Origin of the sequence: Plantibacter sp. MCCC 1A11337 (genome assembly GCF_013349365.1) — a bacterium.
In the GTDB taxonomy this organism is placed as follows: Bacteria; Actinomycetota; Actinomycetes; order Actinomycetales; family Microbacteriaceae; genus Plantibacter; species Plantibacter flavus_A.
Map to the genome: position 1 here is coordinate 946,501 of NZ_JABJWX010000001.1, position 26,612 is coordinate 973,112.

General features: G+C 68.6%; 24 protein-coding genes. 13 read left to right on the forward strand and 11 right to left on the reverse strand.

Features of this window, described 5'->3' with window-relative positions:
* Positions 1-2: 2 nt before the first annotated feature.
* Positions 3-665 carry a hypothetical protein gene (locus tag HOW07_RS04370; protein WP_175116184.1) on the reverse strand — a complete coding sequence of 221 codons (663 nt, stop codon included), beginning with the start codon at positions 663-665 and terminating at the stop codon, positions 3-5.
* A gap of 312 nt (positions 666-977) precedes the next feature.
* A complete protein-coding gene (locus HOW07_RS04375; RefSeq protein WP_175116185.1) occupies positions 978-2,249 on the reverse strand; it encodes an HNH endonuclease signature motif containing protein in 1,272 nt (423 codons plus the stop codon).
* Between the two features lie 398 nt (positions 2,250-2,647).
* Between HOW07_RS04375 and hrpA the strand changes: the two genes are divergently transcribed.
* On the forward strand, positions 2,648-6,523 hold the full coding sequence (gene hrpA / locus HOW07_RS04380; protein ID WP_175116186.1) for an ATP-dependent RNA helicase HrpA: 3,876 nt from the start codon (positions 2,648-2,650) through the stop codon (positions 6,521-6,523).
* A gap of 85 nt (positions 6,524-6,608) precedes the next feature.
* On the opposite strand, the gene HOW07_RS04385 is transcribed toward hrpA, so the two are convergent.
* Positions 6,609-7,460: a sulfurtransferase gene (locus tag HOW07_RS04385; protein ID WP_175116187.1), complete on the reverse strand. Its 852-nt coding sequence runs from the start codon at positions 7,458-7,460 to the stop codon at positions 6,609-6,611.
* A 199-nt stretch (positions 7,461-7,659) separates the two neighbouring features.
* Between HOW07_RS04385 and HOW07_RS04390 the strand changes: the two genes are divergently transcribed.
* From HOW07_RS04390 to HOW07_RS04400, 3 genes are all read left to right on the forward strand, one after another.
* On the forward strand, positions 7,660-8,292 hold the full coding sequence (locus tag HOW07_RS04390) for a flavin reductase family protein (protein WP_064296588.1): 633 nt from the start codon (positions 7,660-7,662) through the stop codon (positions 8,290-8,292).
* A 96-nt stretch (positions 8,293-8,388) separates the two neighbouring features.
* Positions 8,389-8,769, forward strand: a complete 381-nt coding sequence (locus HOW07_RS04395) for a DoxX family membrane protein (protein WP_064296521.1) — start codon at positions 8,389-8,391, stop codon at positions 8,767-8,769.
* A gap of 128 nt (positions 8,770-8,897) precedes the next feature.
* On the forward strand, positions 8,898-9,113 hold the full coding sequence (locus HOW07_RS04400; RefSeq protein ID WP_175116188.1) for a hypothetical protein: 216 nt from the start codon (positions 8,898-8,900) through the stop codon (positions 9,111-9,113).
* An 88-nt stretch (positions 9,114-9,201) separates the two neighbouring features.
* On the opposite strand, the gene nrdF is transcribed toward HOW07_RS04400, so the two are convergent.
* The 4 genes from nrdF to nrdH form a co-directional block, all read right to left on the reverse strand.
* Positions 9,202-10,176 (reverse strand): class 1b ribonucleoside-diphosphate reductase subunit beta, encoded by a 975-nt coding sequence (nrdF, locus tag HOW07_RS04405; protein ID WP_056007612.1) that lies wholly within the window; start codon positions 10,174-10,176, stop codon positions 9,202-9,204.
* Between the two features lie 224 nt (positions 10,177-10,400).
* Positions 10,401-12,506, reverse strand: coding sequence for a class 1b ribonucleoside-diphosphate reductase subunit alpha (nrdE, locus tag HOW07_RS04410; RefSeq protein ID WP_064296589.1), 2,106 nt, complete (start codon positions 12,504-12,506; stop codon positions 10,401-10,403).
* 23 nt (positions 12,507-12,529) lie between these two features.
* A complete protein-coding gene (nrdI, locus tag HOW07_RS04415) occupies positions 12,530-12,943 on the reverse strand; it encodes a class Ib ribonucleoside-diphosphate reductase assembly flavoprotein NrdI (protein ID WP_064296523.1) in 414 nt (137 codons plus the stop codon).
* 84 nt (positions 12,944-13,027) lie between these two features.
* Positions 13,028-13,261, reverse strand: coding sequence for a glutaredoxin-like protein NrdH (nrdH, locus tag HOW07_RS04420; RefSeq protein ID WP_121289823.1), 234 nt, complete (start codon positions 13,259-13,261; stop codon positions 13,028-13,030).
* A gap of 353 nt (positions 13,262-13,614) precedes the next feature.
* Here nrdH and HOW07_RS04425 point away from each other — a divergent pair, with 353 nt between their 5' ends.
* Positions 13,615-14,823, forward strand: coding sequence for an MFS transporter (locus HOW07_RS04425; RefSeq protein WP_175116189.1), 1,209 nt, complete (start codon positions 13,615-13,617; stop codon positions 14,821-14,823).
* 11 nt (positions 14,824-14,834) lie between these two features.
* On the opposite strand, the gene HOW07_RS04430 is transcribed toward HOW07_RS04425, so the two are convergent.
* Complete coding sequence (locus HOW07_RS04430; RefSeq protein ID WP_121289819.1) at positions 14,835-15,401, reverse strand: NADPH-dependent FMN reductase; 567 nt, start codon at positions 15,399-15,401, stop codon at positions 14,835-14,837.
* A gap of 48 nt (positions 15,402-15,449) precedes the next feature.
* Here HOW07_RS04430 and HOW07_RS04435 point away from each other — a divergent pair, with 48 nt between their 5' ends.
* The 4 genes from HOW07_RS04435 (at position 15,450) to HOW07_RS04450 (ending at position 19,402) form a co-directional block, all read left to right on the forward strand.
* A complete protein-coding gene (locus HOW07_RS04435; RefSeq protein ID WP_175116190.1) occupies positions 15,450-16,301 on the forward strand; it encodes an aldo/keto reductase in 852 nt (283 codons plus the stop codon).
* Positions 16,302-16,323: 22 nt separating this feature from the next.
* A complete protein-coding gene (locus HOW07_RS04440; protein WP_175116191.1) occupies positions 16,324-17,172 on the forward strand; it encodes an alpha/beta fold hydrolase in 849 nt (282 codons plus the stop codon).
* Positions 17,173-17,300: 128 nt separating this feature from the next.
* Positions 17,301-18,215: a DUF4349 domain-containing protein gene (locus HOW07_RS19290; RefSeq protein ID WP_175116192.1), complete on the forward strand. Its 915-nt coding sequence runs from the start codon at positions 17,301-17,303 to the stop codon at positions 18,213-18,215.
* Complete coding sequence (locus HOW07_RS04450) at positions 18,212-19,402, forward strand: acyl-CoA dehydrogenase family protein (protein ID WP_175116193.1); 1,191 nt, start codon at positions 18,212-18,214, stop codon at positions 19,400-19,402. The genes HOW07_RS19290 and HOW07_RS04450 overlap by 4 nt, the downstream gene beginning before the upstream one ends.
* A 27-nt stretch (positions 19,403-19,429) precedes the next feature.
* Here the strand turns inward: HOW07_RS04450 and HOW07_RS04455 are convergent, their stop codons facing one another.
* Positions 19,430-19,708 carry a metal-sensitive transcriptional regulator gene (locus HOW07_RS04455; RefSeq protein WP_064296530.1) on the reverse strand — a complete coding sequence of 93 codons (279 nt, stop codon included), beginning with the start codon at positions 19,706-19,708 and terminating at the stop codon, positions 19,430-19,432.
* Between the two features lie 83 nt (positions 19,709-19,791).
* Here HOW07_RS04455 and HOW07_RS04460 point away from each other — a divergent pair, with 83 nt between their 5' ends.
* On the forward strand, positions 19,792-21,069 hold the full coding sequence (locus tag HOW07_RS04460) for a DUF445 domain-containing protein (protein WP_175116194.1): 1,278 nt from the start codon (positions 19,792-19,794) through the stop codon (positions 21,067-21,069).
* A gap of 12 nt (positions 21,070-21,081) precedes the next feature.
* Here the strand turns inward: HOW07_RS04460 and HOW07_RS19295 are convergent, their stop codons facing one another.
* Positions 21,082-22,263 carry a hypothetical protein gene (locus tag HOW07_RS19295; RefSeq protein ID WP_254628159.1) on the reverse strand — a complete coding sequence of 394 codons (1,182 nt, stop codon included), beginning with the start codon at positions 22,261-22,263 and terminating at the stop codon, positions 21,082-21,084.
* Between the two features lie 129 nt (positions 22,264-22,392).
* On the opposite strand from HOW07_RS19295, the gene HOW07_RS04470 reads away from it, so the two are divergent.
* From HOW07_RS04470 to HOW07_RS04480, 3 genes are all read left to right on the forward strand, one after another.
* Positions 22,393-23,739 (forward strand): MFS transporter, encoded by a 1,347-nt coding sequence (locus HOW07_RS04470; protein ID WP_285038179.1) that lies wholly within the window; start codon positions 22,393-22,395, stop codon positions 23,737-23,739.
* A gap of 72 nt (positions 23,740-23,811) precedes the next feature.
* Positions 23,812-24,777, forward strand: a complete 966-nt coding sequence (locus HOW07_RS04475) for an aldose 1-epimerase family protein (protein WP_371743575.1) — start codon at positions 23,812-23,814, stop codon at positions 24,775-24,777.
* A 25-nt stretch (positions 24,778-24,802) separates the two neighbouring features.
* Positions 24,803-25,054 carry a response regulator gene (locus tag HOW07_RS04480; protein ID WP_175116198.1) on the forward strand — a complete coding sequence of 84 codons (252 nt, stop codon included), beginning with the start codon at positions 24,803-24,805 and terminating at the stop codon, positions 25,052-25,054.
* Between the two features lie 62 nt (positions 25,055-25,116).
* Here HOW07_RS04480 and HOW07_RS04485 read toward each other — a convergent pair whose 3' ends face one another.
* Positions 25,117-26,577 carry a serine hydrolase gene (locus tag HOW07_RS04485; protein ID WP_175116199.1) on the reverse strand — a complete coding sequence of 487 codons (1,461 nt, stop codon included), beginning with the start codon at positions 26,575-26,577 and terminating at the stop codon, positions 25,117-25,119.
* Between the last annotated feature and the right edge of the window lie 35 nt (positions 26,578-26,612).

A 26,612-nucleotide genomic window follows, 5' to 3' on the forward strand; every position in this document is an offset into this window, starting at 1 on the left:
GGTCACGCCGCCGATGGGTTGGCACGCCGACGGCGGGTCGCTTCGAGGAAGGTCGCGTACACGAGGAACCCGCCTCCGCCGGCGATGGCCATGATGAGCGCGTTGCCCGGCGAGCCGAAGAACGGCGCGGCCATGCCGACCACGATGATCCAGATGCCCATGCCGTACATGAGGCGGTCGCGCCAGACTGCTCCACCTGCGAGGTAGAGCAGACCGACCACGAGGCTGTAGATCGCCGGGTAGAAGATGGCGGCGAGTGCGGGTGCCATCCCCGCAGCGAACAGTGCGCCGCCGAACACCGCCGCTGCCGTGCACCCGATCGCCCAGGCGATGCCGTACATCGTCCCCTGCACCTGCTGTGCTCCCTGGATCCCACGCGACACACGGGAGCCGATGATCGACGACGAGACGATGCCGCCCACCATGAGGATCCCGAAGAGCCATCCGGCGACCGCCGGCGGCGTGGTGAACCAGGGGTTCTCGTCGCTCGCGGACCAGAGGGCGAGGAACCCGACGGTCCACGCGACACCCCAGACGTACACGATCGCGATGGTGGGCCTCGTGAAGATGTCGTCGACACGGCTCGCCTGTCGCTCCTGCAGAGCGAGCATGGCGGCCGGGTCGAGCGCGTCCGAGCCGTCGGTGGGTTCCATCGGTGAAGTCATACCTACTTTGTAACGCAAACCACTCTGCGAGGCAACCCTGTTTGCGACACCGCGCATGAATATCCCCGCTTCGCACCGAGGCGCCGCAGTCCAACTGCCCTTCGACAGGCTCAGGGAGCGAATCGCCTCCGGCGAGCCCCTCCAGCGACTCAGCTCGGAAACCGAGGCGGTGCGAACATACTCTTCCCGGTCACTGAGCTTGTCGAAGTGCCCACGAGGACGCCTCGCCATTTCGAGCACACCTCCCCCGGTCACTGAGCCCGTCGAAGTGCCCACGGGAAACCCTTCGACAGGCTCAGGGACCGGAGCTGGTCAGAACGGCGCGGGCTCTGGTTCGGTCCGGTGGTGTTTGCCGTCGGGTGTCGTCCAGTCGAGGACCCCACCGGGCCCATGGTCGAGGTTCCATCCGGGAAGGTGCTTCATCCGATGGTGATGTCGACAGAGGCAGGCAAGGTTCCCGATATCCGTCGTCCCGCCGTCCTCCCACGCGATCGAATGATCGAGATCGCACGCTCTGGCGCGCCTGCCGCAGCCCGGCGCTCGACAGGTGCCGTCTCGTAGGCGGACCGCGCGTTGCAGGTCGGCCGGAACGCGGTACTGGTTCCGCCCGACGGAGAGGACCGCACCGGTTTCCGGTTGGACGAGGATCCGGGTGAAGCTGGGCGCGTTCACCGCGATACGTGCCGCGGTCTCCGGGTCGATGGGACCATACCCGTCGAGGGTAGCCGGTGCGTCGGAGACACCGGCCATGCTCAGCGCGGGGACCGTGATCTGCACGGTCGGCACGATGTGCTCCTGGACCTCGATGGGGTGCGGGAGCATCAGGCTCGACATCACGTCCTCCGGGGTCACGCCGGTGAGGGCGAGGGCTGCGAGGGCGTCGGCCTCCAGTTGTGCGCAGGTGCGGGCGTCGCCCGCCGAGCGTGACTCGGCCGCGGCCGCTTCGATCCGTTCGGAGACGCCTTGCGCGATCGGCGCCGTGGTGAAGAGGTGCACCCAGGCCATGCCGTCGGCGGCGGGCTCGAATGCCACCCGGCGGTCGGCCTCGGAGCGGACGGCTCGGGCGGTGATGGATTCGGGGTGGAGGCGTTCGCGGAGCACACGGGCGCGGTTCTTGAGTCCTGCTGCGGTCATGCGCTCCGCTTCAGGCAGGACCTGGTCCAGAAACGCCGCCCGCCCAGCAATCGGGACGTCGCAGAGCTGGTCCGTGATCACCTGCGCATGCCGCGCCGAGATACGCCCTGCCTCAAGCGACGCCAATACCGCCGGCGCTTCGTTGACGAGACGCTCGGCATCGTTGGTCGCACACTGGACCGTCCGCTCCGGGATCCGCGTCGCCATCGCGAGAGCCGCACACGTCGACCGACGAGACAGTGCCTTGCGCTCGGCCGGCGGGAAGACCGCCGGGACCGTGGCGTCCGCGAAGGCATCGGCATAGGCGGCGGAGCGGGCGAGGAGGCGCGCTTTCCGTGCGTCCAGGACAGCCTGCTGGCGGTGGAGGTCCGCCCACTCATCCGAGAACTCCGCGAGGCGCGTGGCGTGCTCGTCGCTCGCGCGGATCGCGGCGGAGGTGGTCTCGGTCATGACTCCAGTCCACCACGAGCCACTGACATTCCAGATGCCGAGTCGAGGCGGTTGTGGAAGTCCTCCCGTGTGCCCTTCGACAGGCTCAGAAACCGGGATGAACAGCCCCGGAACCGTGGGGTTCTCAGTGTGCCCTTCGACAAGCTCAGGGACCGGGGAGAGGTTGCTCGGGGACGGGAGGGGATCCGGGGGCCCTTCGACAGGCTCAGGGACCGGGATGAACAGCCCCGGAACCGTGGGGTTCTCCGTGTGCCCTTCGACAAGCTCAGGGACCGGGGAAGGCGGCACAGGGACCGGGGAAGGTGGCTCGAGGATCGGGGAAGGCGGCTCAGGGTTCGCTGGATCAGGAGGCCCGGAACGGCAGCACGACCCGCCCAGCCCGATACGATGGAGGGCTGATGTCCGACCTCCGAATCTCCTACCCGCCCGAGCTGCCGGTCAGTGCCGCCCGCGCGGACATCGCGCGTGCCATCAGCGAGCACCAGGTCGTCATCGTCGCGGGAGCGACGGGTTCCGGCAAGACCACCCAGCTGCCGAAGATCTGCCTCGAGCTCGGTCGCGAGTCCATCGGGCACACGCAGCCCCGACGTCTGGCCGCGCGCACGATCGCCGAACGCATCTCGGAGGAGCTCGGCCAGGAGCTCGGCGGCATCGTCGGCTACCAGGTCCGGTTCACCGATCAGGCGTCGAAGGCGACGAAGATCAAGCTGATGACCGACGGCATCCTGCTGAACGAGATCCACCGCGACCGGATGCTGCGCAAGTACGACACGATCATCATCGACGAGGCGCACGAGCGCAGCCTCAACATCGACTTCCTGCTCGGCTACCTCAAGCAGCTCCTCCCCCAGCGCCCCGACCTCAAGGTCATCATCACGTCCGCGACGATCGACCCGGAGAGCTTCTCGAAGCACTTCGACGGAGCGCCCATCGTCGAGGTCTCCGGCCGCACCTACCCGGTCGAGATCCGCTACCGGCCGCTCGTGGCCGACGAGCCCACGGACGACGACGAGGACGCCCCCGAGTCCGAGACCGCCGACCGCGACTACCTCGAGGGCATCAACGCGGCCCTCGACGAACTGGCGCGGGAGTCGATGGGCGACGTCCTCGTCTTCCTGTCCGGTGAGACGGAGATCCGCGACGCCGCCGACGCCATCCGCGGGCGCAACCTGCCCGGCACCGAGGTGCTGCCGCTCTACGGCCGGCTCTCCTCCGCCGACCAGCACCGCGTGTTCCAGCCGTCGACCGTGCCAGGCCTCCGCAGGCGCATCATCCTCGCGACGAACGTGGCCGAGACGAGCCTCACGGTGCCCGGCATCAAGTACGTGATCGACGCCGGAACCGCCCGCATCTCGCGCTACAGCGTGCGCTCCAAGGTGCAGCGGCTCCCCATCGAGGCGATCTCGCAGGCGTCGGCGAACCAGCGTTCGGGTCGCTCCGGCCGCACGAGCGACGGCATCGCCATCCGCCTCTACTCGGAGGACGACTTCGCGAAGCGCCCGGAGTTCACCGAACCGGAGATCCTCCGCACGAACCTCGCCGCGGTGATCCTGCAGATGATCTCCCTCGGCCTCGGTGACATCGCCGCCTTCCCCTTCCTCCAGCCGCCGGACGCCCGCGGCATCAAGGACGGCGTCGACCTGCTGTCCGAACTCGGCGCGATCGAGACGCGCACCTTCGCCGACGGCTCACCTCGCGGCGGCGGTCCACGCCTCACGCGGGTGGGGCGCGACCTCAGCCGCCTGCCGATCGATCCGCGGTTCGCGCGCATGGTCGTGGAGTCGAAGCGGCACGGGGTGTCGCGGGAGGTGCTCGCGATCGTCGCGGCGCTCACCATCCAGGACCCACGCGAACGACCGCTCGAGCACCGGCAGAAGGCCGACGAACTGCACCGCCGGTTCGTCGACCCGACGAGCGACTTCCTCGCCCTCCTGAACCTCTGGAACTACCTCGAGGAGAAACAGGACGAGCTGTCGTCGAGCGCGTTCCGTCGGCTCTGCAAGAACGAGTTCCTCAACTACCTCCGCGTCCGCGAGTGGCACGACGTCTACCGCCAGCTGCGCCAGCTCGCGAAGCCCCTCGGCCTGACGATCAACGTGCCGGCGGTGAACCCCGACGGCATCCACAAGTCGCTCCTCGCGGGGCTCCTCTCCCACATCGGGCTGAAGGACCAGACCGTCGCTCCGGTCGTGAGGGGCCGGAACGCTCCCCCGGCGACGAAGACCGCGAAGAAGGGCGACTACATCGGCGCCCGCCAGACGCGCTTCGTCCTCTTCCCCGGGTCCGCGCTCGCCAAGAAGCAGCCGAACGCCGTGATGAGCGCGGAACTCGTGGAGACGAGTCGGCTGTTCGCCCGCACCAACGCCTTGATCGACCCGGCGTGGGCGGAACAGATCGCCGGCGACCTCTGCAAACGCTCGTACAGCGAGCCGCACTGGGAGAAGAACCAGGGCTCCGCCGTCGCGTTCGAGAAGGTGACGCTCTTCGGTGTGCCGATCGTGCCGCGCCGCCGGGTGCAGTTCGGTCGCATCGACCAGGAGCAGGCCCGCGAACTGTTCCTGCGGCACGCGCTCGTCGACGGCGAGTGGACCCACGACATCGGTCGCGACAAGCTGTTCGACTTCCATCGCGCGAACCGACGGCTGCGCAAGGAGCTGAGTGAGCTCGAGGAGCGGACGCGACGCCGCGACATCCTCTTCGACGACGAAGCCGTCTTCGACTTCTACGACGCCCGCGTCCCCGCCGAGATCTCGACGACGCGGGGCTTCGAGTCCTGGTGGCGCAAGACGCGCGTCGACCAGCCCGAGCTGCTCACGATGCGCCAGGAGGACCTCCTCCCCGAGGACGCTCCGGCGGTGGACGAGGACCGCTTCCCCGCCGAGTGGGTGCAGGCCGACCAGCGGTTGAAGCTCAGCTATCGCTTCGAGCCCGGAAGCGACGACGACGGCGTGACGGTCATCGTCCCGCTCGCCCTGCTCGACCGGCTCTCGCCCGCGGGTTTCGACTGGCAGGTCCCCGGGCTCCGTCGAGACCTCATCACCGCGATGATCAAAGCGCTCCCGAAGGCTCTGCGTCGGAACATCGTGCCTGCGGCAGACTGGGCGGCGAAGCTGCTCGCCGAGCTCCCCGCCGACGTCCCGGCGGTCGCCCCCGGCAGTCCCGCCGCCGAGGACTCGTTCGCCACCCGTCTCGCGAACGCGATCAAGCGGCTCTCCTACATGGACATCACCGCCTCGGACTTCGAGATGGAACGCGTCCCCGAGCACCTGCTCGTGACCTTCCGCGTCATCGACGAGCGCGGCCGCACGCTCGCGAGCGGCAAGGACCTCGTCGAGCTGCAGCAGCGCCTCAAGCAGCGCACCCGTGCGAGCGTCGCCAAGGTCGCGGCCGCCAGAGCGCCCAACGCCATCGAGCGCTCCGGGTTCACCAGATGGGACTTCGACGACCTCCCCCGCTTCATCGACATCCGCCAAGAGGACGGCGTGATCCGCGGCTACCCCGCGATCGTCGATGACGGCACGAGCGTGTCGATCCGGATCATGAGCACGGAGGCCGACCAGGCCCGCGCCATGCCCGCCGGCGTGCGCCGCCTCCTCCTGCTCGCGATCCCGTCCCCGACGGCGTACGTGCAGCAGCACCTCAAGGCCAACGAGAAGCTCGCGCTCGCGACGAGCCCGTACCGGTCGACGCCGGCGTTGTTCGAGGACTGCCTCGCCGCCTGCATCGACGATGTCCTGTTCCGCGTGGTGCCCGACGGACAGGTGTTCTCGCGGCTGCAGTACGAGACGCTTCGCGACCGCGTCTCCGCCTCGGTCATGGACCGCATGTTCCAGACGGTCGCCATCGTCGCCCGCATCCTGCAAGCCACGCGCGACACGGAGAAGGCCATGAAGGCGGCGACGAGCATGACGCTGCTCGCGGCCCTCACCGACATGCGGAGCCAGCTCGACGGACTGGTCTTCCCGGGTTTCGTCTCCCGGACGGGCTCAGCACGACTCGAGCATCTGCCCCGCTACCTCGCGGGCATCCGTTACCGCGCCGAGCGACTGACGGACAACCCGAACCGCGACCGGGTGTGGATGACGGAGGCGCAGACGGCGTCGGCACGGTTCGAGGCCGCCGGTGGCACGATCCCACTGCCCGCCGAGGCTCCGGAGCACCTCGTGAAGGCCCGGTGGATGCTCGAGGAGCTCCGGATCAGCCTGTTCGCCCAGCAGCTGGGCACGGCCGAATCGGTGTCGTTGCAGCGCTTGCAGAAGGTCCTCGCGGGCTAGCGCTCCCTGATCCCTGACGATGGACGCCGGTCCCTGAGCCTGTCGAAGGCCGGATCTCGACAAGCTCGATGACCGGGTCGACGGCTCAGGCCTCGGGTCCTGTCGCCACCGGACGCTCCGGGTGGTTCGCCCACTCGCTCCACGACCCCGGGTACAGCGCCGGTTCGAAGCCGGCCAGGGTGAGTGCGACCGCGTTGTGCGCCGCGGTCACCCCACTGCCGCAGTAGGTGGCGACCGTCGCGTCCGCAGGCACGCCCGCGGCGAGGAACTGCTCGCGGAGGGTCTCAGGCGAGAGGAACCGGCCGTCGGCGCCGACGTTGGCGGTCGTCGGTGTGCTGAGCGCTCCGGGGATGTGACCGGCCCGGGGATCGATCGGTTCGACGTCACCCCGGTACCGCTCGCCGGCGCGCGCGTCCAGCAGGACCCGCCCCTCGCCCGCCCACGTCGCTGCGGTGTCGATGTCGATGCTCGGCAGGACACCCGACGTCAGCGTGACGGTCCCGGGTTCCGGGACGACCTCGCCACGCTCCACGGGCAGTCCGGCGTCCGTCCACGCCCGGAACGCGCCGTCGAGGATGCGGACGTCCGCGATGCCGGCGTTCCGTAGCATCCACCAGGCGCGCGCCGCCGACAGGCTCTTGAGGTCGTCGTAGACCACGACGACGTCACCGTCGTCGACGCCCCACGATCGCGCGGACGCCTGGAGCGCCTCGCGATCGGGCAGGGGGTGACGGCCTCGGACGGCCGGCTCTCCGGTCGGCACGTGGTCTGCCAGCTCATGGTCGAGGTCGACGTACACGGCGCCGGGCAGGTGCCCTTCGAGGTAGGCGGGCCGTCCGTCCGGTGCGTCGAGTCGCCACCGCACGTCGAGGACGCGCACCGGCGTCTCGGAGGCGATCAGAGCGGCGAGGTCGTCCGGGGCGATGAGGATGGGCATGCGTCCAGCGTACGCACGCGCGGTCGACGAGACCTGAGCCCGACCGCTCGGTCACCGTCACACCGGGTAACAGAGTTGCAGCTCCGGCCGGATGAGCGAAACGTAGCCTGTGCAGCGTCCACCGAATCGGCGTTGCAGCAGTCGTCCACAGCCGTTCGAAGGATCCCCCGTGAGCTCAGTCCACCCGGCAGCCGCCTCCGTGACCGCCTTGCCGTCCCCCGTCGACGGTGGCGAGGTCGCCCCCGGTTTCGCCTCCCTGTCCCCCGACGACTTCAAGGCGGCGTTCCGTCAGCACCCCGCCGGCGTCTCGGTCATCACCGCCGACGACGGCTCCGGGCCGGTGGGGCTGACCGCCACCTCGGTCTTCTCCGTCAGTGCGGAACCGCCGCTCCTCGTCTTCTCCGTGTCGTCGCTGTCCTCGAGCGCGCCGACCATCACCGCGTCCGACACCGTCGTGGTCCACCTTCTGGGTTCCGAGCAGCTGCACATCGCGAAGCTCTGCGCGACGAGCGGAATCGACCGCTTCGCCGACACCTCCATCTGGGACCGCCTGCCCACGGGCGAGCCGTACTTCACGGGCAACGGCGTCTGGATCCGCGGACGCATCGTCAACCGCATGGAGGCGGGCACCTCGACGGTCATCGCGGTGCACGCGCTGGAGTCGAGCGTTTCGCAGCCGCAAGCGGCCGAGGAGCCGGTCCGGGCCGAGCCTGCCGCCGAGGCACCCGCTCCCGCCGTCCCGGCCTTCACCCCGAGCTTCGACGGTGCGCCGCTCGTCTACCACAACCGCACTTGGCACCGCCTCGACGCGAACTCGCAGATCGACGGCTGAGCGGCCTGCTGCTGGACATCTGTGCACTCGCAACCCGCCGTCGGTCCACCGATCTCCGGATAGCGTGGTGACATCACCATCGTCGAGAGGACCCTCATGGCTGGATCGAAAGCCCGCACCGCCGCACGTCTGCTGCTCGGAGGCGCACTCGTCTTCGCCGGCGTCAGTCACCTGACCTTCGCTCGGAAGGATTTCCAGGCGCAGGTGCCGGAATGGGTCCCGATCGACGAGGACACCACCGTGCTCGCCTCGGGCGTCGTCGAGATCGCCCTGGGTGCGGCACTCGCCTCAGGCGTGAAGCGGACGGCCGTCGGTAACCTCGCCGCGGCGTTCTTCACCGCGATCTTCCCGGGCAACCTCTCCCAGTGGCTGAACCGCCGCGACGCCTTCGGCCTCGACACCGACAGCCGCCGGTTCACCCGCCTCTTCTTCCAGCCCGTGCTCATCGCCTGGGCCCTCTGGTCCACCCGCCGCTGACCACCCACCGTCGCTGAGTCGCCCGAATCTGCGCGTTTCCGCGTCGGATTCGAACATCCTCGGGCGAGTCAGCGGCGCACGGCGGCTCTCCGGGTAGTGTCGAGGACACCAGAGCCACAGGGAGAACGATGCTGACGACCGAAGCGACCATGGACGAGCTGCTCGTCGCCGAACCCGTCGAGGCGCCGAGCGCAGGACGCAACGGTGTCGTCAGTCTGGTCGCGCTCGTCGCCATCCTCACGATCGTGGTCACCGCGATCGCGGCGCTCTTCTTCCCCGTCGTCCAGGGCGCGACCGCGTTCTTCTACTTCTTCCTGGCGGCCGGCGGCGGCCTCGGCGGCTGACGCCGATACGCGCGCAACGCCTGAGGGCCGGATGGAATCGTGGATTCCATCCGGCCCTCGTGCGTTCAGCACAGCGACTGCGCGGTGACTAGAAGTCCCAGTCCTCGTCTTCCGTGACCACGGCCTTGCCGATCACGTAGGAGGAGCCGGAGCCCGAGAAGAAGTCGTGGTTTTCGTCGGCGTTCGGGGAGAGCGCCGACAGGATCGCCGGATTCACGTCCGTGACCGTCTTCGGGAACATGGCCTCGTAGCCGAGGTTCATGAGCGCCTTGTTGGCGTTGTAGTGCAGGAACTTCTTGACGTCCTCGGTGAGGCCGACCTCGTCGTAGAGGTCCTGTGTGTACTGCACCTCGTTGTCGTAGAGCTCGTAGAGCAGCGAGAACGTGTAGTCCTTGACGTCGTCGCGCTCAGCCTGCGTGAGCTTCTCGAGGCCCTTCTGGAACTTGTAGCCGATGTAGTACCCGTGCACGGCCTCGTCGCGGATGATCAGGCGGATCATGTCGGCCGTGTTGGTGAGCTTGGCGCGGCTCGACCAATGCATGGGCAGGTAGAAGCCCGAGTAGAAGAGGAACGACTCGAGGAGGGTCGAGGCGGCCTTCCGCTTCAGCGGGTCGTCACCGTGGTATCGGTCGAGGACGATGGACGCCTTCTTCTGCAGGTTCGGGTTCTCGACCGACCAGCGGAACGCCTCGTCGATCTCCTTCGTGCTGCTGAGCGTGGAGAAGATCGAGGAGTAGCTCTTCGCGTGCACCGACTCCATGAACGCGATGTTCGTGTAGACGGCCTCCTCGTGCGGGGTGATCGCATCGGGGATGAGGGCGACGGCGCCGACGGTGCCCTGGATCGTGTCGAGGAGCGTGAGGCCCGTGAACACGCGCATGGTGAGCTGCTGCTCCTGCGGCGTCAGGGTGTTCCACGACTGGACGTCGTTCGACAGCGGGATCTTCTCCGGCAGCCAGAAGTTGTTGACGAGGCGGTTCCAGACCTCGACGTCCTTCTCGTCCTCGATCTTGTTCCAGTTGATCGCCTGGACGCGGTCGACCAGCTTGAGCTTCTCTGACATGAATTGGTGTCCTCTATCGGGAAGTGGGGTTGGCCCTGCGACAGGCTCAGGGACCGGTGATGCTGATGGCCCTTCGACAGGCTCAGGGACCGGTGGTGCTGATGGCCCTCGACGGACCGGTGGTGCTGATGCCCTTCGACAGGCTCAGGGACCGGGGTCGGGATCAGAGACCGGAATCCCGGCCACTGAGCCTGTCGAAGTGCGATGACGAAGCGCGAAGCTCCTTAGAGCATGCAGCTGACGCAGCCGTCGACTTCCGTGCCCTCGAGCGCGAGCTGGCGGAGACGGATGTAGTAGATGGTCTTGATGCCCTTCTTCCACGCGTAGATCTGCGCCTTGTTGATGTCGCGCGTGGTGGCGGTGTCCTTGAAGAACAGCGTCAGCGACAGCCCCTGGTCGACGTGCTGCGTCGCCGCGGCGTACGTGTCGATGATCTTCTCGGCACCGATCTCGTAGGCGTCCTCGTAGTACTCCAGGTTGTCGTTCGTCATGAACGGAGCCGGGTAGTACACGCGACCGAGCTTGCCTTCCTTGCGGATCTCGATCTTCGACGCGATCGGGTGGATCGATGACGTGGAGTTGTTGATGTAGGAGATCGAACCGGTCGGCGGGACGGCCTGGAGGTTCTGGTTGTAGATGCCGTACTCCTGGATGGACGCCTTGAGGGCCGTCCAGTCCGCCTGCGTCGGGATCTGCACGCCGGCCTGCTCGAAGAGCTCGCGGCCACGAGCCGTCTCGGGCTCCCAGACCTGGTCGATGTACTTGTCGAAGAACTCACCCGACGCGTACTGCGAGTCGGCGAAACCGTCGAAGGTCTCCCCGCGCTCCTTGGCGATGAGGTTCGAGGCACGCAGCGCGTGGAACACCACCGTGTAGAAGTAGATGTTCGTGAAGTCGATGCCCTCGGGGCTGCCGTAGTGCACGCGCTCGCGGGCGAGGTAGCCGTGGAGGTTCATCTGGCCGAGGCCGATGGCGTGCGACTTGTCGTTGCCGTCCTCGATCGAACGCACCGAGGAGATGTGGCTCTGGTCGGACACGGAGGTGAGGCCGCGGATGGCGGTCTCGACCGTGCGACCGAAGTCGGGCGAGTCCATCGTGAGCGCGATGTTCAGCGAGCCGAGGTTGCAGGAGATGTCCTTGCCGATCTCCTTGTACGAGAGGTCCTCGTTGTAGGTGGTCGGCGTGTTGACCTGGAGGATCTCCGAGCAGAGGTTCGACATGTTGATGCGGCCCTTGATGGGGTTCGCCTTGTTCACCGTGTCTTCGAACACGATGTACGGGTAGCCGGACTCGAACTGGATCTCCGCGATGGTCTGGAAGAACTCGCGGGCGTTGATCTTCGTCTTCTTGATGCGGGAGTCGTCGACCATCTCGTGGTACTTCTCGCTCACCGAGATGTCGCCGAAGGGCACACCGTAGACGCGCTCGACGTCGTACGGGGAGAACAGGTACATGTCCTCGCCCTTCTTCGCGAGCTCGAAGGTGATGTCGGGGACGACGACGCCGAGGGACAGCGTCTTGATCCGGATCTTCTCGTCGGCGTTCTCACGCTTGGTGTCGAGGAAGCGCAGGATGTCGGGGTGGTGTGCGTTGAGGTACACCGCACCGGCGCCCTGACGCGCGCCGAGCTGGTTCGCGTAGCTGAAGGAGTCCTCGAGGAGCTTCATCACGGGGATGATGCCGCTCGACTGGTTCTCGATCTGCTTGATCGGCGCACCGGACTCACGGATGTTCGACAGCGAGAGCGCCACACCACCGCCACGCTTCGAGAGCTGGAGCGCGGAGTTGATGCCGCGGGCGATCGACTCCATGTTGTCCTCGATGCGGAGGAGGAAGCAGGAGACGAGCTCGCCTCGCTGAGCCTTGCCCGAGTTGAGGAAGGTGGGCGTCGCCGGCTGGAACCGACCCGCGATGATCTCTTCGACGAGCGCGACCGCGAGCTGCTGGTCGCCGTCGGCGAGGCCGAGGGCGGTCATGACGACGCGGTCCTCGAACCGCTCGAGGTAGCGCTTGCCGTCGAAGGTCTTCAGCGTGTACGAGGTGTAGTACTTGAACGCGCCGAGGAAGGTCTGGAAGCGGAACTTCTTCGAGTAGGCCAGGTCGTTGAGTTCCTGGATGAAGTCGAACGAGTACTTGTCGAGCACTGCCTGCTCGTAATACTCCTTCTCGACGAGGTAGTCGAGCCGTTCCTTCAGCGAGTGGAAGAAGACGGTGTTCTGGTTGACGTGCTGGAGGAAGTACTCCCGCGCGGCCTCACGGTCCTTGTCGAACTGGATCTCGCCGTTCGGGCCGTAGAGGTTGAGCATCGCGTTGAGCGAGTGGTAGTCCATCTGGCTCGTCGACGGTGCGTCGATCACTGAAACTGGCGCTGCTGCCAAAATGATTCCAATCCATTGTGGACGGTGGTGACATCGTCCTGGGTTCCGAAGAGTTCGAAGCGGTACAGGTGCGGGACCTTGCATTTGCTGGCGATCACGTCGCCGGCGAGCCCGTAGGCCTCGCCGAAGTTCGTGTTGCCTGCGGCGATGACCCCGCGGATCAGGGAGCGGTTGGCCTCCACGTTGAGGAACCGGATCACCTGTTTGGGCACCGCTCCGTCGCCGTTGCCCCCGCCGTAGGTGGGGGTCACGAGGACGTAGGGTGCCGTGGCGTGCACGGCTTCGTCTTTCGCATACAGCGGGATCTGCAACGAGGGCAGGTCGAGCTTCTGCATGAAGCGATGCGTGTTGCCGGAAATGCTGGAGAAGTAGATCAGCCGTGGTTGCACGGGTGGCCTCCTCGTCGACGTCCGGACGGTCGGATGGTGCGGTGCTGCTGGAGCCGGCTCATGATGACGCCTGCGACCGTGGGCTCAAGCCAGACGTGCGGCGAGCTCTTCGATCTTGTCGGGACGGAAGCCCGACCAGTGGTCTTCCTCGGTGATGACGACCGGTGCCTGCAGGTAGCCGAGGGCCTTGACCTGCTCGAGTGCGTTCTCGTCGACCGAGAGGTCGAGGACGTTGTACTCGATGCCCTTGTTGTCGAGTGCGCGGTACGTCGCGGTGCACTGCACGCAACTGGGCTTCGTGTAGACCGTGATTGCCATAGCTCTTCGTGCCTTCCCCTCAAAATCTGGTGATTCCCGCGGCGTCCTGCGCCGGGGTTCCAATACTACATATAGATGGCGGTCTTCAGGTCGACCACAAGGGCTAGTAGTTACAGCCCTGTAGTTTTCCACCGGGTTCTCCACCGTTTCGGGCGAGTTATCCACCGGTTCTCCACTGGGTACAACACCCCTGGGCGACGCGAAAATCCCGGATTGACGGCCTTTTCTCCCCCGTCCGAGGGATATCTGTCCACAGGCAGGATTCTCCTCCGCACCTCCGACATCCGTTGTCGGTTTGGGCGTGTCGCGGGCGTGTCGCGCGTGTCGGAACCGGTCCCTAGACTGGTGTCCTTGTGAGCAGCTACCGTGACCTCCTTCGTACCCCCGGCGTCGCCCGGATCATCGCGGCGCAGCTCACCGCACGCTTCCCGTTCGGGATGCTCTCGCTGGCCTTCCTGCTCCACATCGAACAGGTCACCGGGTCCTACGGGGCCGCCGGGCTCGTCCTCGCCGCGACGAGCATCGGGCAGGCGATCGCCGGCCCCCTCACGAGCCGGTGGATGGGCGTCTGGGGCATCCGCAAGGTGCTCCTCCTCACCCTCGCGGTGTGTGCCGTCTCCGTCACGACCATCGCCCTCGTCACCATGACCGTCCCCGCGTACATGGCGGTCGGATTCGTCGCCGGGCTGAGCACCCCGCCCGTCCAGCCCGCGGTCCGCACCATCTACCCGAAGCTCGTCACCTCCCAGCAGCTCACCCCGTTGTTCTCCCTCGACGCCTCGGCCCAGGAGATCATCTGGGTGCTCGGGCCCGTCGTGACCACCTTCGTGTCCACCCAGATCGGCACGGTCTGGGGCATCGCCCTGGCGGCGGCGATCATGGTCGTCGGCTGCCTGTGGTTCATCTCCTCACCGGAGGTCGGGCGCGTGCGCATCCCGAGGAGCCGTCGCAAGCTCGGGCAGGTGCTCAAGCGCCCGCCGGTCCTCCTCGCCACCGTCGTCGGCTTCCTCCTCATCGGCGCCTGTTCGGCCGTCGAGGCGGGCGTCGTCGCGACCTTCGGGCACGACGGCCTCGAAGCCGGTATCGTCCTCGCGATCTTCTCGGTCGGCTCGCTGGCCGGCGGCCTCGCCCTCGGACACACCCCGATCGGTCCCTACGCGCTCGCGCGCCGCATCTTCATCGTCTTCGCCGGACTCGCCGTCGCGAGCCTCTTCCTCAACGCCTGGTGGCTGTCGATCACCCTCTTCGTCGCGGGCATCGGCATCGCACCGGCCCTCGCCGTGCTGTTCGCCATCGTCTCGGCGAGCGTGAAGTTCAGCGACACCGCCGAGGCCTACGGCTGGGTCGGCACCGGTCAGCTCATCGGTGCCGCGATGGGGTCGGCGGCGGCCGGCTTCCTCATCGACGGCTCCGGAGCGGTCGGCGCGTTCTGGGTCGCCGGCCTGTTCGCGCTGCTCGGTTTCGTCATCCCCTGGATCGGTCACCGCTGGCACCCCGACCTTCGCGGCCGCGATGCGAGCCCGATCCCCGACACCGAGCCGATCAACACCCACCCGTCCTGAGCCGCCCCGCTTCAGTGGTCGGCGCGCAGCGGCGCGAGGGCCCCGTCGAGTGCGGCCAGTTCGCCCAGCAGCATCGGGAGCATCGTCGTCTGGCGGTCGTTGGGCGTGAACACCCCGTCGGCGATCTGCCGTGAGACGTACGGGATCTCCACGTTCGCACCGGTACTGACGAGACCGAGGGCCTGCAGGACAGGTCGAAGCGCGACGACGCCGCGGGTTCCGCCCGACAGCCCGCCGTAGCTGACGATCCCGACCGGCTTCCGCGCCCACTCGTGCATGAGGTAGTCGAGCGCGTTCTTGAGGGCGGGCGCGTAGCTGTAGTTGTACTCGGGCGTCACGAACACGAAGGCGTCCGTCCGGTCGACCCGCTCGCTCCAGGAGATCGTGTGCGGGTGGACGTAGGCGCGCTTCCGCGGGTGCGCGGGCTCGTCCATGAACGGCAACGCCAGCTCCCGGAGATCGACCGCGTCGACGGTGAACCGCTCGTCCGTCTCCGCCACGCCGGCGACCCAGTCGGCGACGGCGCCGCCCACCCGCTCGGGACGGACGCTCCCGGTGACGATCATGAGTTGCGGCATTGACTCCCTTTCGACGACGACGGTGGCCCTGTCGAGGATACTGGTGCCATGGCAGACAGCACCCCGACCGTCCTCCTCAACGACGGGCACACGATCCCCCAGCTCGGCTTCGGCGTCTACAAGGTCCCGGACCTCGCCAGCACCGAGATCGTGCGGACGGCGCTCGAGGTCGGGTACCGCCACATCGACACCGCGTCGCTGTACGGCAACGAGCGAGGTACCGGCGTCGCGATCCGCGAGTCGGGCATCCCCCGCGAGGAGCTCTTCGTCACGACGAAGGTCTGGAACACCGATCAGGGGTACGAGGAGACGCTGCGCGCGTTCGACACGAGCCTCGACCTCCTCGGCCTCGACCACGTCGACCTGTACCTCATCCACTGGCCGGCCCCGGGGCAGGACCGGTACCGCGAGACCTGGCGCGCGCTCGAGCGGTTGCGGGCCGAAGGACGTACGCGCTCCATCGGCGTCTCCAACTTCCACCGCAGCCATCTCGAACGACTCCTGGAGTCGGCGGAGGTCACCCCGGCGGTCAACCAGGTCGAACTCCACCCGTTCCTCCCCCAGCGGGAGTTGCGCGCCGTCAACGCGGCACACGGCATCGCGACGGAGGCCTGGTCGCCGCTCGCCCGCGGCCGCTTCTTCACGCCCGCCGCCGACGGATACGACGCCACCTCCGACCTCGGGGCCATCGCGCGGAAGCACGGGCGCACGGTCGCGCAGGTCGTGTTGCGCTGGCACCTGCAGCTCGGCAACATCGTCATCCCCAAGTCGGCCACACCGGCGCGGATCTCGGAGAACTTCGCAGTGTTCGACTTCGCCCTCGACGCCGACGACCTGGCCGCCATCTCGGCGCTCGAGAACGGCGAGCGCACCGGCACCGACCCGGACCGGCTCGACTGACGCGAGACCGTAGGCTGAACCCATGACCGAGCCCGTCGTCGACACCGCGTCCAGCCTCGCCGCCCGCACGATCACGCCCGTGGAGCTCCCGCGTCACCGCTGGGGTCGTCACGACGCGCCGGCTCGGGCGCTCGTGGTCCACGGACTCGGCAGCAACGGTCCGAGCACCTGGCGCATCTGCGCCGCCCTGGCCGATCGCGGTTGGCTCGTCGAGGCGGTCGACCTCCGCGGCCACGGCGTCGCCCCTCGTGCGCTGGACTACCGGGTCGAGGCCTACGCCGCCGATCTGCTGGCCACCAGGCCGACCCCCGTGCCCGGCGTCGGGCACGCCGCGTGGGACCTCGTCGTCGGACACTCGCTCGGAGGCGCCACCACCGCGGTCGCCGCCGCAGCCGACCCCCGGTGGGCCGCGGCGGTCGTGCTGCTCGACCCCGCCATCGCGCTCGACGACCACGACGCCGAGATCATCCGCGCCAGCCAGGAGGCCGCCTTCGCCGACAACACGATCGCTTCCGTCCGCGCGAAGAACCCGGAGTGGCACCCACTGGACGTGGAGATCAAGGTCCAGGCGGTGTCCGAGGCGAGCCGGTGGGCGATCGAGCAGACGAGCGAGCAGAACCACCCGTGGGACGTCCGTCCTGCGGCGGCCGCCCTGCGCAACCCGACCTTCGTGATCGCCTCCGATCCGGAGGTGTACAGCCTCTTCCGCGGCGCGCTCGCCGCCGAGGTCCTCGCGAACCACCAGGTCAGCCTGACGATCGTCCAGGGTGCCGGTCACAACGTGCACCGGGACCGCCCGGCGGAGACCACGAAGGCCATCGGTGATTGGGCCGAGCTGCAACTCGAGCAGCGGGCGCGACGCGAGACCTGATCGCGACCTGTTTCCCACGGTCCCTGCACCGCGGCTCCCTCGGATGATGCGCGTCGCGAGACCTGATCGTGACCCGCTTCCCAGGGTCCCTGCACCTCCGCGGTGCGGTGGCTCCCTAGGGTGATGCCATGAAGCGCTCAGCAGTGATCCGCACCACCACCGTGTTGGTCTCGGCCGTCCTCGTCGGGCTCGTCCTCTCGGGCTGCTCGGCCGGGTCGAGCACCGAGGCCGGCAGCGACTCGCGAGCTGCGATGCCCGCGCCCGGCCAGGTCGCCGGCGACGCGCAGCTCAGCGTCGACGGCGCCGCCTCCCCCGACCTCACGCAACAGCAGGTGGTCACGACCGGTTCACTCACCGTCACCGCTGACGACCCGATCAGCACCGCGACGGACGCCACCCGGATCGTCACCGAGGCGGGCGGGCGCGTCGACAGCCGCGACGAGACTCCGGGCACCTCCGACCAGGCCGCGCAGGCGACCCTGACGGTCCGCATCCCCGCCGACGACTTCGACGACGTGCTCGCACAGCTGCGGGCACTCGGCACGGTGAACAGCCTCTCCGTGTCCGCGGTGGACGTCACGGCACAGGCCGCCGACCTCGACGCGCGGGTCACCGCCCTCCAGGCCTCCGTCGACCGACTGCTCGGACTCATGGCGGCTTCGACCACGACGGCCGACCTCCTCGCCGCCGAGACCAGCCTGTCCCAGCGGCAGGCGGAACTGGACGGGCTCGTCGCCCAGCGCGACGCGCTCGCCGACCAGGTCGACTTCTCGTCCGTGTTCGTGACCTTCGTGGCCCCAGGCGTGGTCGCGCCGGGCGTGCCCACCGACTTCTGGGGCGGCGTGGTCGCCGGGTGGAACGCGCTCGTCGCCGCCTGCTCGGGGCTCGTCGTCGTGGTCGGCGTCCTGGTGCCGTGGCTGCTCCCCCTCGCGGTCGTCGCCGCGGTCGTGGTCCTCCTCGTCAGGTCGGGCCGCCGGCGCGCCGCTCGCCGCTCGCAGACACCTGCCACCTCGGCCGGGCCCGATGCGACAATGGACCGGTGACCGCTCAAGCGCACCACCACCCGTCCGATCGATCGTTCGACCCCGCCTCGATCCTCAGTGACGGGCTCGTCGAGCGCATCCGCGAACGTGCCGCCGTGGCGGACCGTGAGAACGCCTTCTTCGACGAGGACCTCGCGGAGCTGCGAGCGTGCGGCTACCTCCGGGTGTTCGTTCCCGAGGAGTTCGGCGGCCTCGGCCTCGGCATGAGCGAGGTCACGCTGCTCCAATCCCGGCTCGCCACCGCCGCCCCGGCGACCGCCCTCGCGATCAACATGCACCTCGTGTGGACGGGGGTCGCGCGACTGCTCCACACTCGAGGAGACGACTCGCTCCGCTTCGTCCTCGAGGGAGCGGCCAGCGACGAGCTCTACGCGTTCGGCGTGAGCGAGGCGGGCAACGACCTCGTGCTCTTCGGATCCGACACCGAAGCCCGTCCGGGCCCCGACGGTTCCTATCGGTTCCACGGCCGGAAGATCTTCACCTCGTTGTCACCCGCATGGACGTGGCTGGGGACGACCGGGCTCGACACGACCTCGGCCGACGGTCCGAAGGTCGTCTACGGCTTCATCGAGCGCTCGCGCGGCGGGTTCGAGATCCTCGACGACTGGGACACCGTCGGGATGCGCGCCAGCCAGAGTAGGACGACCCTGCTCCAGGGAGCCGAATCGACGGCGGAGCACATCGTCCGACGCCTCGACCCGGGCCCCAACCCGGATCCCATCGTCTTCGGGATCTTCGCCTGCTTCGAGACCCTCATCGCCGCCGTGTACACGGGCATCGGCGAACGCGCCCTCCGACTTGCGGTCGAGACCGCCCACCGGAAGACGTCGAAGAAGGCCGGTGGTGCGAGCTACGCGGCCGACCCCGACATCCGCCGTCGGATCGCGACGGCCGCCATCGCCTACGACGGCATGCTGCCACAGCTCGCCGGCATCGCCCGGGACCTCGACGAGGGGGTCGACCACGGCGCGCTCTGGTTCCCGAAACTCGTCGGGCTCAAGGTCCGCGCGACGGAGACCGCCCGCGAGGTCGTCGATCAGGCGATCCGGGTCGCCGGCGGCGGCAGCTACTTCGCCGCGAGCGAATTGGGCAGGCTGTACCGCGACGTCCTCGCCGGGATGTTCCATCCCTCCGACGACGAGTCCGCCCACGCCACGGTCGCGAACGCCTGGCTCGGGCCCGTGTGATCGCTCGGGCCGGCCTGAAGGCGCGGCTCAGCCACGGTTGTTGCTGAGCTCGAAGATCCGCAGGAGCTCGCCGACCGCGGCGTCCTTGCTGTCCCCGCCCTCCTCGAACATCTGCGTGACGTGCGTCAGCAGGTGGTTCTCGACGAGCAGTTTGTTGAGCGATCCCAGCGACTTCTGGATGGCGAGCGACTGCGTGATGATGTCCATGCAGTAGTCCTCGTTCTCGATCATCTTCTCGAGGCCGCGCATCTGGCCCTCAAGGATCTTCGTCCGGTGCAGGGCCCGCTTCTTGATGTCTTCGATCACCGGCTCAGGGTACCACCAGGGGGTACGGTGCCCTCCTGCTCCGTCGGACCGGAGGACACGGTCGACGAGCCTAGGATGGGCGGATGACGAGCTCCCCCACACTCGAACTCACCGCCGCCGATGCGGACCGTGCGCGGGCCCTGCGATCGATGAAACGCCTCGCCACCGGATTGCTCCTCGTCATGGCGGTCATCTTCGCCGTCGCGTTCGCGCTCGAGGGGCGCTACCCGTGGTTGGCGTACGTCAGGGCCGCTGCGGAAGGCGGTATGGTCGGGGCGCTCGCGGACTGGTTCGCCGTCACCGCCCTCTTCCGGCACCCGCTCGGCATCCCGATCCCGCACACGGCGATCATCCCGAAGCGCAAGGACGAGATCGGCGTCAGCCTCGGCGAGTTCGTGGAGACCAATTTCCTCTCCGAAGAGGTCGTGCGGCAGAAGCTCGCGTCCGTCTCCGTCTCGGAGAAGCTCGGCGGCTGGTTGTCCGAGCCCGCGAACGCCGAGCGGGTCACCGCCGAGGGGTCCATCGCGGTGCGGGGTCTCCTGGAGACGCTGTCCGACGACGACGTCCGCGAGGTCATCGAGGCACTGGCGTCCAAACACCTCATCGACCCGCAGTGGGCCCCGAACATCGGCCGTTGGGTCGAGCACATCGTCGGCGTGGGCGCGCACCACGACGCGGTCGACCTCCTCCTCGACCGCACAGGTGAGTGGCTGAGCACGAACCCGAAGGCGTTCGAGCGCCTGGTCTCGAGCCGGCTGCCGACCTGGGTGCCGTCCTTCGTCGACCGGCTCGTGGACGACAAGCTCTACCGGGAGGCCGTGTCCTTCGTCCAGGCCGTCCGCGCGGACCCCGACCACCAGCTCCGTCATGCCCTCGACGGGTACCTCGGCGAGCTCGCGGAGCAGCTGCAGCACGACGACGCGACCATCACCCGCTTCGAGAACGCCAAACACGAGGTCATCGACAGTCCTCGCGTCCGGGAGGTCGCCGGCAAGACCTGGACGGCCGCGAAGAGCGCGTTCCTCGAGGCACTCGACGCCCCCGACAGCGACCTCCGCGTGCGGATCTCCGGCACCATCGCGGACTTCGGTCGGCGGCTGTCGACCGACCGGGCGTTCTCCACCCGCGTCGACACCCGCGTCGCGGACGCCCTGTCCTACGTCGTCACCCGCTACCGGCACGACATCGCGAGCATCATCACCGAGACCGTCGAGCGTTGGGACGCCCGGGAGACGACCCAGAAGATCGAGCTGCTCGTGGGACGCGACCTCCAGTTCATCCGCTTGAACGGCACGATCGTCGGCGCGCTCGCCGGCCTCGCGATCTTCACGGTCGCGCAGGCGGTCCTCCGCGCGTTCTGACGACGGGACCGGTCAGCGCTTCGGGAGCAGCTCCACGGAGATGAGGTTCACGACGTCGCTTGCGAGCAGGTCGAGCGAGCCCTGGTCCTTGCAGGTGAAGGTGAAGACGACGAGCGTCCCCATCTTCGTGAGCGACCGGACGCCCCAGTAGGTGCGCTCCCCCGTCGCCTGCGTCCACGACAGGACCCGGAACTCGATGAGCCCGCCACCGCTGTTGTAGTTCAGCTGTTCGGTCGTGCCGTCCGCCTTGACGTAGTCGGCCCCGACGTACTTCGACAGATAGGCGTCGCTCGAGCGCTGGTCGTCACCGACCGCGATCTCCTCCGGAGTCAGTGCGATGTTGCCGAGCCGCACCTCACACGAGGTCGAGGCGTTCGTGTAGATGTCGATCCCGTTCGCGTCCTGACCCGCTGCCGCCCACGACGAGTCGAAGTCGTTCGTCAGGTAGGCCGTCCAGTCGGTGGGGACGTCCTGTCCTGCTGCGAAATCGAGATCCGGCGGAATGTTGACGTAGGTCTTGGTCGGCTCTGGCGTCGAGTCCGTCTCCGTGGGCGTCGGAGACGCGGTCTTCGTCGGCGTGGCCGAGCGGGTGGGGCTCGGGTCCGCGACCGGCGCGCCACCCTGCGTGAGCACGAGGGCGACGACGGTGATGATCGCCGCCAACACGAGCGGAACACCGACCGCGAGGGCGATGATGAGCCCCGTCCGCTTGCGCTTCGGGGCACCGGGAGGCGGCGGCTGCTGGCCGTACCCGGGAGGGCCCTGCGGTGGCTGCTGCTGGTACGGGTTCTGCTGCGGCTGATACGGCGGCTGCGGCTGGTACGGCTGCCCGCCGGAGGGGTTCTGCTGCCCGCCATACGGGTTCTTCTGGTACGGATTCTGCTGCTGAGGGTTCTGATGCTGAGGGTTCTGCTGCCCGCCATACGGGCTCTGCTGATGAGGGTTCTGCTGCCCGCCATACGGGCTCTGCTGATGAGGGTTCTGCTGCCCGCCATAGGGGTTCTGCTGGTACGGATTCTGCTGCTGACCGTACGGGTTCTGCTGCTGCGGTCCCTGCCCATACGGCGGCTGCTGTGGTTGCCCGCCATACGGCTGCTGCTGCTGACCATACGGCTGCTGCGGCTGCTGACCCGTCGGCCACTGCGGCGGGCGGCCGTCAGGCTGCTGCGGGTCGGGAGGCGGTGCATCGGTCACGGGAGTGGCCTTTCGACGGAACGGCGGGCGGAGCGGGTGAACTGCCCGGCCGCACGCCTGCAGTTCGTGTCGTCAGCCTATCTGCGACGGACCGGCGCCGGCGGGCACATCCTGCACCAGAATGGTGACGTGTCCACCGCCCCCACCACACCCCGCACCCGCAGCGAGCGCCTCGACGCGCTCCCGTTCACCAAGGCCCACGGGCGACTGCTCGTCGGTTCCGGCGTCGGCTGGGCCCTCGACGCCATGGACGTCGGACTCGTGTCCTTCGTGCTCGCCCAACTCGCCGTGCAGTGGCAGCTCGGGAACACGGAACTCTCCTGGATCGCCTCAGCCGGGTTCCTCGGCATGGCCATCGGTGCGACGCTCGGCGGTCTGCTCGCCGACCGGGTCGGTCGACGCCACGTCTTCGCGATCACCCTGCTCGTGTTCGGCATCGCGACGGGCGCGTCGGCCCTCGCCTGGGGACTCGGCGTGCTCATCGTGCTGCGGTTCATCGTCGGCCTCGGACTCGGCGCCGAGCTGCCCGTCGCCTCGACCCTCATGAGCGAGTTCGCGCCGCCACGGATCCGCGGGCGGATCATCGTGTTCCTCGAGGCGTTCTGGGCGATCGGATGGATCGCCGCCGCGCTCATCGGCTACCTGGTCGTGCCGACGAGCGACGACGGGTGGCGCTGGGCGCTCGCCATCGGCGCGTTGCCCGCGGTCTACGCGGCCATCGTGCGGACGCGACTGCCGGAGTCGGTGCGCTTCCTCGAGTCGCGTGGGCGCCACCGCGAGGCAGAAGCCGTCGTCCGTGAGTTCGAGGCATCGGCCGGCGTCGCCCACCCGGAAGCCGCCGGTGACACCACCACCGACACCCCCGTGAGCGCCGGCCTCTCCGCCGGCGAGCGTCTCCGTGGGCTGTGGGTGCCCACGCACCGCCGCGACACCGGATCGCTGTGGATCGTGTGGTTCTGCGTCAACTTCTCCTACTACGGTGCGTTCATCTGGATCCCGACGATCCTCGTCGCCTCCGGCTTCTCGCTCGTGCGGTCCTTCGGTTTCACCCTCATCATCACCCTGGCCCAGATCCCGGGCTACGCCGTCTCGGCGTGGTTGATCGAGGCCTGGGGCCGGAAGCAGACCCTCGCGACCTTCCTCGCGGGCTCCGCGGTGTCGGCGGTCCTGTTCGGCACGGCGACGACCGAACCGATGATCATCGTGTTCGGTATGTGCCTGTCCTTCTGCAACCTCGGCGCCTGGGGCGCCCTGTACGCGACGACCCCGGAGCTGTATCCGACGGCGCTCCGTGCGACGGGGGCGGGGTGGGCCGCCGGCATCGGTCGCATCGCCTCGATCATCGCCCCGCTGTCGGTTCCGGTGCTCCTCCTTGGAGGGAACGCCCTGCTCTTCTCCGTGTTCGCCGCCTTCTTCGTCGTCGCCGCGGTCGCCGCGCTGTTCCTCTCGGACATGCGCGGCCGATCCCTCGACTGAGCCGCGTCCCATCGACCGACCCGCACCGCCAGTCGGCCGGGTCGGTCGGTGTCGATGCGACAGAATGGGGCCGTGACCGAATCCACCAGCGCCGTGTCCCCGTCCGCCTCCGTCGACCGACGTCCGATCTCGGGACGGCGGGTCGACCTCGAGCACGGTGCGTACACCGCGTCGATCGCCTCGGTCGGTGCCTCGCTGCGGTTCCTGCGGCACGACGGCCGAGACCTCGTGATCCCGTTCGACGCCGAGGAGGTCCGTCCGGCGTTCCGCGGTGCGATGCTCGCCCCGTGGCCCAACCGCGTCGTCGACGGCCGGTACACCTTCGCGGGCGTCGACCACCAGCTCGCACTCACGGAACCCGCTCGCGGCCACGCCCTCCACGGGCTCGCCGCCTGGTCGGAGTGGGACCTCGTGTCGTCGAGCGCCGCGTCGGCTGCGTTCCGCGTGGTCATCGAGGCGCAGGAGGGCTATCCGTTCCGTGTCCAGGTCACCGCGACCTACACGCTCGACGACGACGGACTCCACACCGACGTCGAGGCGCTGAACCTCGGCGACGTCGACGCGCCCTACGGCACCGGGCCACACCCGTACCTCGTCGCGGGTGAGGGCCGTGTCGACGACTGGACGCTCGAACTGCCCGCTGCCGAGGTGCTCACCGTCACACCGGACCGGCTCATCCCGGTCTCGCTGGAGCCGGTCGACACGGAGGCGACGGAGCACTTCGACTTCCGCGCACCCCGGACCATCGGCGACACCTTCATCGATCACGCGTACACGGCGCTCGATCGCGACGTCGACGGCCGGGTCACGGTGCGCGTGACGACGCCCTCCGGCAGCGGCGTCGCCATGCACTGGGGTGACGGTCTGCCCTGGGTCCAGGTGCACACGGCCGATCAGCCCGTCGCGGAGCTGAACCGACTGGGACTGGCGGTCGAACCGATGACCTGTCCCCCCGACGCCTTCTCGACCGGGACCGACCTCGTCGTCCTGGCTCCCAATACACCACACCGGGTGTCCTGGACCATCGCAGCACTCTGACAGTCGTCGGGGCTAGGCTGGCGACATGTCACAGACTCTTGCGAAACTCACCGGCGGCCCGCTCGACAGCGAGATCATCCCGCTCGAAGACGGTCAGGACGGCGAGCTCGTCCTGCCCTACGGCGAAGGCCAGCTCATCTACCGCCCCGTCGCTGAAGCGACGAACACCGGCGACCACGACGGCCCGACGACGACCGACTACGAGTACGTCGAGTCGACGGAGGACATCTCCCCGACGAACCGCAACGGCAACGGCGACGACGACTCGATCGGCTGAACCGAACCACCCTGTTCCACCTGAACGCCGGTAGCTGAGCCTCAGCTGCCGGCGTTCGGCGTTCACTCGCCCTGGTCGTCGACCGTCACCGTGAAGGTCTGGACCCGGAGCGGAAGCACAGGTGTCATCCGGACCTCCAGGCGGAGGCGACCCTCCGTCCCTTCGACGAACCAGACCAGGTGGTCAGGCGAATCGCAGATCGGCGTCGCACGTCCCGAAGCCACCTCGGCGATGCCGCCGACGGCGGTGACAGCGGCGTCGACCGCCTCGCGTCGCTCGTCCAGCGGTCGGTCGAGGGCGACGTTCTCGGCGAACAGCGACGCGGCGACGCGGTCGTCCCAATGCGACAGCAGCCCGGTCGCGGTCATGGACGCCACGAGGGTCTCCGGCCAGGGGCGGATCGCCGGTTCCAGCAGCTCGCCGGAGGCCTGGGCTCCCGCGATCGCCAGCCGCAACGCCTGTTCGGCGGGCTTCGCCACGGCCGCGTAGCCGGCGTTCTCGAAGGCGACGACGCCGAACCCCGATGTCGGGTGCCAGCGCATGTGGGCGCTGTAGCCGGGGTAGCCGCCCGAGTGCGAGACGAGCGTCCCGAGGTCGGGGTCCTCCTCGACGAAGAGGCCGAAGCCGTAGCCGAGCGCCAGTCTCGGCGGCACGCCGTCGAGCGTGGGCCGCGACGGAGCCAGCCGGTGCAGTTGCTGCATCTCGCGGCGGCTGGCGCTCGACAGCGGTCCGGTCTCGTCCCCGGTCCACGCGCCGTCGAGCCAGCGCACCCATCCGATCAGGGTGGAGGCCGAGGCGAAGAGCCCGCCGATCGAGGAGAAGACCCCGGGCCCGGAGAACGGGACCTCGACGAATCGGCCGTCCTCATCGACGGCCCGTTCGCGGCGGACACGATGACCGGTCGCCGTGACCGCCCCGTCGCCCTCGGGTCGCTCGAACACGGCGCCGAGCCCGAGCGGCTCCAGCAGGAGCGAGGTCACCGCATCGATGTAGGAGCCACCGGTCACACGCTCGATGACCTGCCCGAGCAACGCGTAGCCGAGGTTCGAGTAGGAGAAGGCCGTCCCGGGTGTCGTGACGCATCGGACGCCGCGCACGAGCAGCCGCCGGAACTCGTCCACGGTGATCGACTCCTGGCGGTCACCCCACGGATCGTCCGTTCCGAGCCCACCCGACATCGTCAGGAGCATCCGTACGGTCGGCCGGACGGCGATGCCGTCAGGGAGCACCGGCGTGAACTCCGGCACGAACCCGTCCACCGGCGCGTCCAGGTCGAGGCGGCCGGCGTCGCGGAGGATGAGGAGCACGGCGGCGGTGAAGCTCTTCGTGCAGGAGGCGATGCGGAACAGCGTGTCGGCGTCGGGCACCGGACCGCCCACGGTGACTCCGCCGAACCCCTGCTCGAACCGGACCCGCTCGCGGTCGAACACGGCGACGTACGATCCCGGGGCGACGCCGGAGCTGATCCGGTCCTGGAAGACCCGCGTGATGTCCGTCTCGGTGCTGTCCTCGACCAGGTGCATGCCGCCTCCTCCTCGACGGCCCTCGGCAGCCGTCC